The organism is Rhodococcus sp. BP-160 (assembly GCF_019836205.1).
GTDB lineage: Bacteria > Actinomycetota > Actinomycetes > Mycobacteriales > Mycobacteriaceae > Rhodococcoides.
This window is the reverse complement of the sequence record NZ_JABUEK010000002.1, coordinates 105,629-117,482: the sequence shown is the minus strand read 5'-3', so window position 1 is coordinate 117,482 and position 11,854 is coordinate 105,629. Positions and strand designations below refer to the sequence as shown.

Below are 11,854 nucleotides of genomic sequence, written 5' to 3'. Positions count from 1 at the left end.
CCGGTGACCGCTCAGCCGGCCGACCCGTACATCTGTTCGACGAGGTCGAGTGACCACTGCGCTGTGATCGGCCCACCGTCGTTGGTGAACTTGTCCGTTCGCACCACCCGCCCGTCCCGCACAGCCGGCAGATCGGCCCAGAGTCGATTCGACTCCAGTGCTCGTAGATCGTCACTCGACGTGATGGCCGCGAGAAGAACGTCCGAATCCGCTGCGACAGGGATGTTCTCCGCTGCGAAGTCGGCCTCGGGACGAGCCGATTGCCAGGCCTGTCCGAATCGAGCTCCGACGTCCTCCAGCACCAGCGAGGTGATTCGCTCCCTGTTGATCGAGATGCCACCGCCGTCTCCGGTGGCGATCGACAACACCGTCGTGTCACCGAGAGGTCCTGCGAGTTGCTGTCGAAGCGCGTCGACGCGGTCCGAGTACTCGTCGAGCAGTGTGGCGGCCGTGTCCTCGCGACCCAGTGCCGCACCGACCCTGGTCACGTCGTCCTGCCAGGACACCCCGGAATCGGTCGACCCCACGGGGAGCACAGGCGCGACGGCGCTCAACTGGTCGTAGATCTCCTCGACCACCTCGTCACGCGCGATGATGAGGTCGGGATCCGCTGCGGCCACGGCTTCGATGTCGATGCTGTTGCGCGGGAACAGCTCCGCGACTCCCCGCGACAGCAGGTCTCGGGTCGGTGCCGTCAACGGCCCCGGGATCTCCGGCGGAGCCTCGGACTCGACGGGCATGCCGACGACAGGGAGGCCGAAGGACAGGGCGATGTCCAGATCCCGACGCCCGTCGATGACCACGACCGACCGGATCTCGTCGGGGACGACGATGGCCCCCAGGCTGGTGTCGACCGTGCGGCCCGTGGCGTCGTCGGCCGAGACGTCCGCACTGCAGGCGGTCAGCACCGCGACGGCACCGGCAACTGCGAAGACTTTGGTAAAGGATTGGTAATGCACGCCTCACCGTAGCGAGGTGGCCGACAGCATTGTGGTGCCAGCTCGGGCCCGAGCATGTGTGAACGGTCACGATGCGTCAACGACACCGCAACGCCGACCGGACTCGCGCTCACCCACCACCCTGGTCCCTTTCGTCCCGTATCGTGCCACTCGTGTCTTCCTCGTGGTTCAGACGTCTGGCCGTCACAGGTTCCGCAGTCGTCGGCGTACTCGCGACATCACCCGGCCTCGCATCGGCCCACCACCAGGAGTTCACACCCTTCCCGTACAACATCTCACTGGGCCGGGGAATGTCGTTGCCGTGCGCCGGCGAGGTGGGTGGCGACGTGTACACACCCCACGACAGGCCCGGCATCGCTGTAGTCACTCTGACCTGGAGGACGTTCGTCACCGACGCGTGCCCACTGGCCGTCTACGTGAACATGAACAACACCGACGCACCTCGCGTGGATCCCTACAGCGGCGCGAAGCCGACAGGCGGGACCTGGATGGTCCATCTCGAGTCGGCCGCCATCGGCACGGTCCCACCCGCGGGCAGGAAGTGGACCGAGCAGATTGCGATCGACATCGGTTCCGGCAGAGCGGGACTGACCCTCACCACGGACGCTCCACTCAACACCACCCTGCTCGACCCCGCGGGCAACACGGTTCGCTTCACGGTGGCCTAGCCACCGAGTTCACGCCCGCGCACCGGAAGCCTCCGCCGCCGAGGAACGGACCCGGGCCGCCACGCCGTCCACGATCGCCCGCGCTTCCCGGGCGAGGGAGTCACGTGAGCGCGTCTCCGCGTCGTGGACGATTCCCGTGTGCCCGGTTCGCGCGCCGGTGTATCCGAGAATGCCGGTGATGATCTGGGTGGACAGGGCGGTGTCGTAGCCGCGCTTAGCGAATCCCTCGGCGTCCTCCCCCGCGACCATGGCCAGATGCACGGTCAGGTGGTCGAGCCTGCGTCCGGTCGGCGTGACTCCGGTGTCGAATGCCCACCCGTCGGTGAAGACGCGATCGACCCACCCCTTGAGGAGCGCGGGCATCGACCACCAGTAGACCGGAAAGACCAGAACCAGGTCGTCGACACCGTCCAGGCGACGCTGCTCGGCGAGCACATCCGCAGGAGGAGTCCCACCCGCCGGATATCCGGCGCGGTCCTCGAGCGAGAACCGTGGATCGAAGCCCTCGGCATGAAGGTCGGCGACAGCGGTGGACACGGCGTCCTCGGTGAGTCGATCGGCGACGGAGCGAGCGAGACGCTGGGTGAAGGACGTGGTGTCGGGGTGGGCGACGACGACGAGCGCGGTCATGATGATCCTCTCGGTCGGGATGTACCATCAGTAGGTTACCGGTGGTAGGTTACCTACGGTACATAAGAGACAAGGCGGTGTCGATGGCACGGGTGCGAATGACGAGAGAGGATCGCCACGGGCAACTGGTGACCCTCGCCTGGACGATCGTGCGCGAGGAAGGCGCCGACGCGCTGACGCTGGGTCGACTCGCGCACGCGGCCGGTATCACCAAACCTGTTGTGTACAGTCACTTTCCCTCACGCGCAGCCTTGCTGGTGGCCTTGTTCGAGGCGTACGACGCGACGCAGACATTCGCACTGGAGCAGGCGCTCGACGCGGTCGAGCACTCACTTGCCGAGCGAGCGCGCGCCATCGCCACGGCGCACGTCGACTGCGTGGTCACCCACGGGCGCGAACTGGCGGGCGTCGCCGCGGCCCTGGAAGGCGCACCCGAGTTGGCCGACTACAAGCGCCGGTCGGACGCCGCCTACTCGGATCGGTGTCGATCATTCCTCGAACCGTTCGCCGAGGGAGCGCTTCCGGCGTCGACCATGACCGCCGTTCTCGGTGCAGCGGAGGCACTCTCGGCAGAAGCAGCTGCGGGAAACTTGGACACTCGGGAGGCGTACGACGAACTGACAGCGACCATCGTCGACGGAGTGGAACGCAGCCGTCGACGCGTCGCCGACTGACCGAGACGAGGCCGCAAAGGACTCTTCATGGTGAAGTTACTTCACAGTGAAGTTATAGTGGTGGCGGGTCGGCCTCGACCCCCCATCGAAAGGCTCGACCGTGACCGCCTCACAGCAGCACCCCGTCCGCGTCCTCGTCACCGGCGCGAGTGTTGCCGGCCCGACCCTCGCATGGGGGCTTGCACGCACCGGTTTCGACGTCACCCTTCTCGAACGGTCGGCGTCGCCGCGTGAGACGGGACAGAACATCGACATTCGCGGCCTCGGCCGAGAGATCGTCCGACGCATGGGTGTCGATCACTCGATCATGGAGCACCTCACCGGGGAAGAAGGCACCCGCTTCGTCGACGAGCGCGGAGAACCCTCCGCAGTCTTCCCTCGCGAGGAGGGTCGCGACGGCCCCACCGCGGAGATCGAGATCCTGCGGGGCCGACTGGCGCAGATCCTCGTCGACGCGGTCCCCGACAGTGTCGAACGCCGCTTCGGTGACTTCATCTCCGCCGTCGAGCAGGATGCCTCCGGTGTCGACGTGACCTTCGACAGCGGATCCACCGAGCGCTTCGACCTGGTGCTCGTCGCCGAAGGACGCAGTTCTCGCACACGGCGCCTGATGTTCGGAGCCGAGACCGAGCTGCGCGACTTCGGTGTGAGCATCACCTACGGCACCCTCGATCGGCGTCCCGAGGACGTGAACACGTGGGACTGGTACACGGCGACCCGCGGACGCGTCGCGTCCGTCAGGCCGGACAACGAGGGCACCATCAGAGCGAGCATGTCCTTCCGGTCCGAGCCGTTCGGCTTCGAGAAACTGCCCGTGGCAACCCAAGTGGAGATTCTGCGTGAACGGTTCCGCGGTGCCGGATGGCAGACGGACCGCATCGTGGCGGGGTTCGCGGCCCGTCCGGACGAGTTCTACACCCAGCGCATGGAACAGGTACTCGTCTCCACCTGGAGCAAGGGCAGGGTGGCGCTCGTCGGGGATGCCGCGTGGGGCTCGGGTCCGACCGGAATGGGCACCACACTCTCCCTGGTCGGAGCGCACATCCTCACCGGCGAGTTGGCCGCGCACCCCGATCGACCGGACCTCGCCTTCGCTCGCTACGAGGAGCTCATGCGTGGCTACGCCGACAGCGCGCAAGGACTCCCCCGCGGCGGCGCGAAGCTGCTGCATCCGATGTCTCCCACGGGAGTGCGGGCACTCCGCGTCGGCCACCGCGTGGCGGCTTCGGCGCCGGTGCGCAGACTGTTCCAGTCGACCCTCCTGACGAGCGAGAAGCATGTTCCCCGCCTCGCGGAATACCCTCGTCTCCGTGCCTGACATCGCCCACGCGGGAAAGACCACCCACCGATGACCTCACCCCAGACGCGCGTTCTCCAGGCCCTCCGGCTGTACGCGGTGAGGTACCAGGAATCGGCGCATCTCCTCGCCCGCTGGATGGACCTGCCGACCACGGACGGAACCGCACTGGGAGAGGTGATCTGGGCCGAACGCGAAGGCAGCCCGCTGACTCCCGCGGCGCTGTCGCGGCGGGTGGGCCTCACCTCCGGTGCCACCACGGCGTTGATCAACCGGCTGGAAGAGAGGGGGTTCGTTTCCCGCAACCGCGAGAGCAGAGACCGCAGATCGGTGACGCTGCGGGCCACCGAGGCCGCCCACGAGCGGATCGACCCCTTTCTTCGACGGTCCTCGGCGGCGCTCGACACTGCACTCGGGGACTACGACGCCGACACCGTGGACGCGATCAGCGAATTCCTCGTTCGATTCGCCGATGTGCTGCCGGGGGTCTCCGACGCGGAAGGTCACGTCGAGGACGCGTGAGGATCATCCGCGAGACGGCAGCACGCGCCTCATCAGCGACCGTGCCGCCGACACGACCAGACGACGGTCGTGCGTGAGGATGAACTCGAATCGCCGATCGGCGTCGGGAACGTCGACATCGCCGAGGTCGCGAGCTATCAGCGCCGCGAAGTAGTGCCGGCCCACCGCCGTCACCGTCCACTCGCCCGAGAATCGTTCTGTTGCATCCAGTGCGGCACCGCGCACTCCGGGGGCCGGCTCGTCCGGCAGGCCCACCCCCAGCGCGGCGATGAACGGGTGCAGGGCCGCGAGATCGGCGTACCGGTCGACCACGTTCGGCGCGAACCACCGGGCACGTTGGAATGCCGAGAGCACGATGAGTGGGTCCACAGCGCCGCGGGCGTGGTCCTCGATCTCACGAGCCATGCTCAGCACGAACGCTTTTCGCCCCACCAGGGGTGGGATCTCCCCGAACAGGTCGGACGGCACCTCCGGCACTGCGGAACCGGCCGACGACCGTCTGCGTGACACCACCGACGGCGTCCGGTCGAGAACGTCGCGGCGTCGCGACGTGTCGGACGGCAACGCCGCGGGTCGGCCGAACAACCAGCCCTGCCCCAGGGTGGCACCGAGCGCTCTGGCACGGGCCAGATGCTCCTCGTTCTCCACACCCTCGGCGAGAATCGTCGCGCCGGTGAACTCGGCGTGCGCACGCACCGCAGCGATGACACGCGCTTGTGCCGGACTCGGATCGGACTGCACCAGCGTGCAGTCCAGCTTGATGATGTCCGGTGCCACGAACTCCAGCATGGTGACCGTGGCCTCGTTGGCCCCGACGTCGTCGAGGGCCACCGAGCACCCGAGTCGTCGAGCAGCGTCGACCACCGCCAGCAACGTGGCGGGATCGGACAGCAGCGACCTCTCGGTCAGTTCGATCACGACGTTGATCGGCCGGTCGAAGCTGTCGAGCATTCTCCGTGCGAAGTCGGGTATGACGGGCCCGTTGTGCGGTTCGACGTTGATGAAGACGCTGTACTCGGTACTCAGACCGGCCTCCGCGGCACCGGAGAGTGCGGCCAGTCGGCATGCCCAGTCGAGCTCACGCACCACACCTCGATCCGCCGCCTCGTCGAACACCCGTCCGACATCCACACCGGGTACCGCGGGCCACCGAGCCAACGCCTCGTAACCGACCACCACCTCGGAGTCCAGGTCGACGATCGGCTGATACACCGATCGCGCTCCCCACACGTCCGCCAGGACGGCCTCGACCGCGCGGGATTCGGGATCGACGATGCGCTGCACGCCACCCTCTCCGACGGACTTCCGGGGTTGGTCCGCCGCCGCTCGACTACGGAGCGACTGTGATCACCCCCAGCCTACGGGTCCCGCGCGTGTCGGGACGCTGATCGGGGTTCGAGTAACCGAGCATCCGCTCTGCTACGGTCCGAGGAGTCCGCGGTACTCACCGTTCACCGCGACATCGACGAAGGACGGATGCCTCATGACTTTCTCGGGTAAGACCGTGTTCATCTCCGGGGCCAGCCGCGGCATCGGGCTGGCCATCGCGAAGCGCCTCGCAGCGGACGGCGCCACCATCGCGCTGCTGGCCAAGACTGCCGAACCCCACCCCAAGCTCGACGGGACCGTGTACACCGCGGCCGCGGAGATCGAGGAGGCGGGCGGGCAGGCGCTGCCCATCGTCGGAGACGTTCGTGACGGCGAGGCGGTGCAGGCCGCCGTCGGCGCCGCCGTGGAGCAGTTCGGTGGCATCGACATCTGCATCAACAACGCCTCGGCGATCAACCTCGGATCCATCGACGAGGTTGCTCTCAAACAGTTCGATCTGATGAACGGCATCCAGGTGCGCGGGACGTACGCCGTGTCGCAGGCGTGCCTGCCCCACATGAAGGGCCGCGACAACCCGCACGTCCTCACGCTCTCACCGCCCTTGCGCCTCGAACAACGGTGGCTCGTGCCGACCCCCTACATGATGGCCAAGTTCGGGATGACGTTGTGCGCCCTGGGAATCGCGGAGGAGATGCGGGAGATCGGCATCGCATCGAACACGCTGTGGCCTCGCACGTTCATCGCGACCGCCGCGGTGCAGAACCTGCTCGGCGGCGACAAGGCGATGAGCGAGGCACGGAAGCCCGAGATCTACGCGGACGCGGCGTACGCGGTGCTGAGCAGACCGGCCCGCGACTACACGGGACAGACTCTGCTGTGCGAGGACGTCCTGCTGGAGTCGGGCGTGACCGACCTGTCGGCATACGACTGCACGCCGGGAGGCGACCTCGCAGTGGACATCTGGGTCGACGAGCCCAATCCCCCGGGCTACCGACCACCCGCCTGAGGCAGCCCGCCGGCGACCACCGTGCCGTAACAGAGCACATGCTCTGGTATGGTTCGGTGGTGCCTCGCCCCCGCCTCCACGACCTCGACGCGCTGATGGACGCCGCCGAGTCGCTGGCGGTCGACTCCGGCGCCTCCGCCGTCACGATCCGCGCGATGTCGGAGCGCACCTCGATCTCCAACGGCGCCATCTATCACGCGTTCGGGTCACGAGCGGGCCTCCTCGGACGAGTGTGGGTCCGTGACGCACGTCGGATGCTCACTCTGCAGAACGATGCGGTGACCACGGCACTCGAGCACCGGCCCGGACGTGACTCCGCCGTCCGGGCCGTCGTGGCAGCCGCAGACGCACCGGCTGCCTTCCTTGCCGAATCACCCGTCGCAGCACGGTTTCTCATGACGGTCTCGCGGCGAGAGCTGTTGGGCACCGACGACCTGCCCGACGAGGTCGCCGCAGACCTGCGCACCCTCGACGAGACACTGGCCGCACTGCTCGTCCAACTCTCCCGAGCCCTGTGGAACCGCGCCGATCGTGAGAGCGTCGCCGTCGTCAAGGACTGCGTCGTCGGGCTCCCGACAGCACTGTTGCTGCGCGGCACCACATCACCCGACATCGCCGCCCGGGAACGACTCGCCGCCGCTGTCCGCGGCATTCTCGCCCTGCCCCCACCGACCACGGATCACGCCCCGCCCAGACGAAAGGCCTCCTCATGACCGCCACCCTCGACCTCCGCGACGGCATCGCCGTCCTCACCCTCGGGGACGACGAGAATCGCTTCTCCCCGGACTGGCTCGACACCGTCGGCGCCCAGCTCGACAAGGTCGAAGCCGACGCCCGCGGACTCGTCACCGTCGGCACCGGAAAGTTCTACTCCAACGGACTCGACCTCGACTGGCTCATGGCCAACGGCGAGCGCGCCGACTGGTACGTCGGCCGCGTGCACGCTCTGTTCGCCCGCATCCTGACGTTCCCGCTCCCCACCGTCGCCGCCGTCAACGGCCATGCCTTCGGCGCCGGCGCGATGTTCGCTCTGGCGCACGACTTCCGCACCATGCGAGCCGATCGCGGTTACTACTGCTTCCCCGAGGTCGACATCGACATTCCTTTCACCCCGGGCATGGCGGCGCTGATCCAGGCGAAGCTGTCACCGCAGGACGCCGTCGTCGCGATGACCACGGGGCACCGTTACGGCGGCGCCGACGCACTGGCCGCGAGACTCGTCGACGCCATCGCCCCCGACGACGAGGTCGTCGGTGCCGCGATCGAGCGGATCACGCCCATTGCCGGCAAGGACCGCGGCACCCTCGGCGCGATCAAGACCACCATGTTCGCGCCGGTCGTCGCGGCTCTGCGCGCGAGCTGAGTTCGACCTCGGCGGCGATCAGCCCGCCCGTCCACCGAAGGCGTAGTCGGCCAGGGGGAATCGGCGGCTGCGCCATGCCGCCTCGGGAGTGGTCGACGCCCGGAACGGCACGTCCCCGTTCGCGGTGAAGTAGTAGCTGTTGGCGCCGGCACACGTCGGATCGGTGAAGACCTGCCACGACCGACGTGCCAGTATCGCGCTCATGTACTGCTCCTGCGCCGCCGAGGTCACCTCGGCGAAGGTGGCCCGGCGTCGACGAGCCTCGGTCAGGACACGCACGATGTGCGCGGCACTGTTCTCGACCAGGGTGAAGAACGAGGCGCCGTTGTATCCGTAGGGGCCGAAGACGGTGAAGAAGTTCGGAAAGCCCGCCGTCGCGACGCCCTGATAGGTGTGGAACCTCTCGGCGTCCCAGTGCTCCGCCAGATCGGTGCCGTCGGCGGAGGTGAGCGGATACGTCGGCAGTGCGTCCCTGTCGGTGACCTTGAATCCGGTGGCGAGGACCAACACGTCGAGCTCGTGCTGCACGCCGTCGCTCGTGCGGATGCCGCCGGGCGTGATCGCCTCGATGGACGTCGTCTGCAGAGAGACGTTGTCCCGGTTGAAGGTCGAGAGATACGAGTTGTGGAAACTCGGCCGTTTGCACCCGAGCGCGTAGGTCGGAGTCAGGGCGTCCCGTGTGGCCGGATCGTGTACCTGTGCGGCGATGTACCGACGCGCGGCGACCTGGAGAGCCGCGGTGGCGGGAACCCACTTGTGAAAGTGCGCCAGCACCGGGAACGTCGCCTCGACGAACGCCTGGCTCGCCAGGCGGGCGATCTGCCGGACTCCGGGGACTGTCTCGAGACTCGCGCGTCCCATTCGGCCGAGCGGGAAGTCCGGCTTCGGCAGGCACCAGATGGGCGTGCGTTGAAACACCGTCAGATGGTCCACCTCCGGTGCGATCTCCGGGACCACCTGCACCGCCGTCGCGCCGGTACCGATGATGCCGACCCGCTTACCGGCCAGCGAGACCTCGTGGTTCCACCGGCTGGTGTGCATCGTCGCGCCCTCGAAGGTGTCGATGCCCTCGATGTCGGGGAGCTTGGGCTGGCTCAGCGGCCCGCCCGCGTGGATCAACCAGCGTGCCGTCACGTCGCCGGCGCTGGTCGAGATCGACCACGTCGCGGACGGCGCATCGAACGAGGCCCCGTGTACGCGCGTGCCGAACTGCAGATGAGGCGCCAGGCCGTACTCGTCGACGATCTGCTCGGCTTAGGCACGCAACTCGCGGCCGGGGGCGTAGCTGCGCGACCAGCTGGATCGCTGAGCAAACGAGAACTGGTAGCTGAAGGACGGGATGTCGACCGCCACGCCCGGATAGGTGTTCCACTGCCACGTGCCGCCGGGACCGTCACCGTCGTCGACGATGAGAAGATCGTCGAAACCGGCCTTGCGAAGCGCGATAGCGGTACCCAGGCCGGAGAAGCCTCCGCCGACGATGACGATCTCGTGGTGCCTGCGCGGTGACGTGTCGGGCATGAGGCCCCTTCTGCGACGGTGTGTGGCCGTCGAGGTGCGTCCCTCGTGGCCTCGTGACTCTGCGACGGTACAACCGTGACCCGAATCGGACAGCGAAACGTGCAGCGCACGTACTTCCACCGTCATCACGAGGTCCGACCTCCTAGTGTCTGCACCATGACCGTCGAACGAGTACCGGCGTCGGGCGGACACATCACCGTCGAGACACTCACGGGCAGCTCCGATCCGATCCTCGTGATCCACGGGGTGTCCAGCCAGCGCATGCTGTGGAACTGGCTGCACGCGGAGGCGCCACACCTGACGCTCGTCGCGCCGGACCTCCGCGGCCGCGGTGACAGCGTCGACGTCACGGGCGCGTCGTCGCTCGCCCGTCACGCGGACGATCTGGACGCCGTTCTCGAGGCCCTGGGACTCGACTCCGTGCACGTGTGCGGCATGTCGATGGGTGCATTCGCCGCAGTGGAATTCGCAGCGCGGTTCCCGTCCAGAGCGAAGAGTCTCGTTCTCGTCGACGGAGGCGTGCCGGTGGAACCGCCTGCCGGTCTCACCCGAGACACCGTCGCGGCCGTGTTCGAGGACAGGATCGCGCGAACGCGGCAGCGATGGGACGACCTCGACGACTACCTCGACTTCCTGGTGTCGACGTCGTCACCGCTGCTGGACCGTGACGATCCGCTCCTCCGGGAGTACGCCGCTCATGATCTGGCCGACGGTGCGATCCGGCTGTCGACCGATGCGGTCGTCGCGGACGCCACGGACGTCTTCTTCGGTGACTCGCGGTTCCGCGACCTGACGGTGCCGATCCGATTCCTGCACGCGCAGTGGAGCGTCGGGGCAGGGTCTCCGCCGATGTACTCGCCGCAGGACATCGACGCTCTCGAGCTGACGTCCGTCAGAGCACTGGACGGCCTCGATCATGCCGGCACGATCATGACCGCCGTGGGCGCGGCTGCCGTGGGCGAGACGATCGACGACGCACTGCGGGACGGGGTCAGTGACGGGACGCGGTGAACACGTCCACCGGATGCGGCACTCGAAGGCCTCCGTCCGCGCCGGGGACCGACACCGCGTCGAGGTAGGCCCGCACCGGGCCCTGTAGATCGGGGGTCAGCCTGGCCTGCACCGCGAAGTCGAGCACCTCGTCGCTCGCGGACGCCAGATCGACCAGCGCGTGCAGAGTGGCCACGTCGTCGACGACGATCCCGGCGTCGACGAAGGCGTCTCCGACGTCACCGCTGAACCACTGTCGATGACCCTCGAGCGGAGGTGCGAGAACTCCCACCAGCGCGTTCAGCTCGGCCGACGGTGCGACGGCCACCCACAGTTCGCCGCCGGGACGTAGCAGCGCGAGAGCAGCGCGCAGGGTCGCCCCGACATCGGCGACGTAGTACATCGAGTGCACGAACATCACGACGTCGAAGGTCTCGTCGTCCACCGGGGAGTCACCGAAGGACGCCACGTGGCCGTCGGCACTCAGCTCGTCGGCACCCAGCGCGGCCATCGTGGCGGTGAAGCGCTCGACACTGCCGATCCACGGATCGATTCCGACGTACCGCACGGGGCGCCCTGGCACCGCCAACACCAGACCGGCGGCGAGACGGACGTCCAGCACGCCGTCACCGCATCCCACGGACAGCACCGAGATCGGTCCGTCCCCCCTGGTACCCAGCCTGCCGGCAAGGTGCTCGGCGATCAGATCGCGCTGATCGGAGAGCAGTTCGAAAGCGGAATGCAGGCGGGCGTAGGAGTCGGGTTCGAGGCCGGCCAGGGCCGGAGCTCCCCGCCGCACGGCGCGCACACCGTCGAGAAGCACTGCGGCGAGCTCGGTGGGCGGAGGCGCAGCTATGTTGGACATCAGATACGAGTCAATCACGACGCCTCATCC

12 protein-coding genes and 1 pseudogene are annotated in these 11,854 nt (G+C 67.8%); 8 read left to right on the top strand and 5 right to left on the bottom strand.

The window, feature by feature from the left end; genetic code table 11:
• Positions 1-11: 11 nt before the first annotated feature.
• Positions 12-959 carry an ABC transporter substrate-binding protein gene (locus HQ306_RS06950; RefSeq protein ID WP_056448699.1) on the bottom strand — a complete coding sequence of 316 codons (948 nt, stop codon included), beginning with the start codon at positions 957-959 and terminating at the stop codon, positions 12-14.
• A 152-nt stretch (positions 960-1,111) separates the two neighbouring features.
• Between HQ306_RS06950 and HQ306_RS06945 the strand changes: the two genes are divergently transcribed.
• Positions 1,112-1,627, top strand: a complete 516-nt coding sequence (locus HQ306_RS06945) for a hypothetical protein (protein ID WP_222629878.1) — start codon at positions 1,112-1,114, stop codon at positions 1,625-1,627.
• Between the two features lie 9 nt (positions 1,628-1,636).
• Here HQ306_RS06945 and HQ306_RS06940 read toward each other — a convergent pair whose 3' ends face one another.
• The gene (locus HQ306_RS06940; RefSeq protein ID WP_056448705.1) at positions 1,637-2,257 is read right to left on the bottom strand and encodes an NAD(P)H-dependent oxidoreductase; all 621 of its coding nucleotides are present in this window, start codon (positions 2,255-2,257) and stop codon (positions 1,637-1,639) included.
• A gap of 98 nt (positions 2,258-2,355) precedes the next feature.
• Here HQ306_RS06940 and HQ306_RS06935 point away from each other — a divergent pair, with 98 nt between their 5' ends.
• The 3 genes from HQ306_RS06935 to HQ306_RS06925 all read left to right on the top strand — a co-directional run bounded on the left by HQ306_RS06935 (position 2,356) and on the right by HQ306_RS06925 (position 4,750).
• A complete protein-coding gene (locus tag HQ306_RS06935) occupies positions 2,356-2,931 on the top strand; it encodes a TetR/AcrR family transcriptional regulator (RefSeq protein ID WP_235579002.1) in 576 nt (191 codons plus the stop codon).
• A gap of 100 nt (positions 2,932-3,031) precedes the next feature.
• Positions 3,032-4,249: an FAD-dependent monooxygenase gene (locus HQ306_RS06930; protein WP_222629875.1), complete on the top strand. Its 1,218-nt coding sequence runs from the start codon at positions 3,032-3,034 to the stop codon at positions 4,247-4,249.
• A gap of 30 nt (positions 4,250-4,279) precedes the next feature.
• Positions 4,280-4,750, top strand: a complete 471-nt coding sequence (locus HQ306_RS06925; protein ID WP_027505555.1) for a MarR family winged helix-turn-helix transcriptional regulator — start codon at positions 4,280-4,282, stop codon at positions 4,748-4,750.
• A 3-nt stretch (positions 4,751-4,753) separates the two neighbouring features.
• Here HQ306_RS06925 and HQ306_RS06920 read toward each other — a convergent pair whose 3' ends face one another.
• Positions 4,754-6,034 (bottom strand): EAL domain-containing protein, encoded by a 1,281-nt coding sequence (locus tag HQ306_RS06920; protein ID WP_222629872.1) that lies wholly within the window; start codon positions 6,032-6,034, stop codon positions 4,754-4,756.
• 199 nt (positions 6,035-6,233) lie between these two features.
• On the opposite strand from HQ306_RS06920, the gene HQ306_RS06915 reads away from it, so the two are divergent.
• The 3 genes from HQ306_RS06915 to HQ306_RS06905 are packed head-to-tail and all read left to right on the top strand — an operon-like array spanning position 6,234 to position 8,448.
• Positions 6,234-7,085 (top strand): NAD(P)-dependent oxidoreductase, encoded by an 852-nt coding sequence (locus HQ306_RS06915; RefSeq protein ID WP_082544688.1) that lies wholly within the window; start codon positions 6,234-6,236, stop codon positions 7,083-7,085.
• 59 nt (positions 7,086-7,144) lie between these two features.
• Positions 7,145-7,798, top strand: coding sequence for a helix-turn-helix domain-containing protein (locus tag HQ306_RS06910; RefSeq protein ID WP_308115411.1), 654 nt, complete (start codon positions 7,145-7,147; stop codon positions 7,796-7,798).
• Positions 7,795-8,448 (top strand): enoyl-CoA hydratase-related protein, encoded by a 654-nt coding sequence (locus tag HQ306_RS06905; RefSeq protein WP_222629866.1) that lies wholly within the window; start codon positions 7,795-7,797, stop codon positions 8,446-8,448. Before HQ306_RS06910 ends, HQ306_RS06905 begins: the two co-directional genes overlap by 4 nt.
• Positions 8,449-8,466: 18 nt before the next feature.
• On the opposite strand, the pseudogene HQ306_RS06900 reads toward HQ306_RS06905, so the two are convergent.
• Positions 8,467-9,969 (bottom strand): annotated as a pseudogene (locus HQ306_RS06900) (flavin-containing monooxygenase).
• A 156-nt stretch (positions 9,970-10,125) separates the two neighbouring features.
• Between HQ306_RS06900 and HQ306_RS06895 the strand changes: the two are divergent.
• Positions 10,126-10,980 (top strand): alpha/beta hydrolase, encoded by an 855-nt coding sequence (locus HQ306_RS06895; protein WP_222629863.1) that lies wholly within the window; start codon positions 10,126-10,128, stop codon positions 10,978-10,980.
• Here the strand turns inward: HQ306_RS06895 and HQ306_RS06890 are convergent.
• Positions 10,961-11,842: a bifunctional 2-polyprenyl-6-hydroxyphenol methylase/3-demethylubiquinol 3-O-methyltransferase UbiG gene (locus HQ306_RS06890; RefSeq protein WP_162246787.1), complete on the bottom strand. Its 882-nt coding sequence runs from the start codon at positions 11,840-11,842 to the stop codon at positions 10,961-10,963. The two genes, HQ306_RS06895 and HQ306_RS06890, sit on opposite strands and share 20 nt — an antisense overlap.
• Positions 11,843-11,854 lie beyond the last annotated feature (12 nt).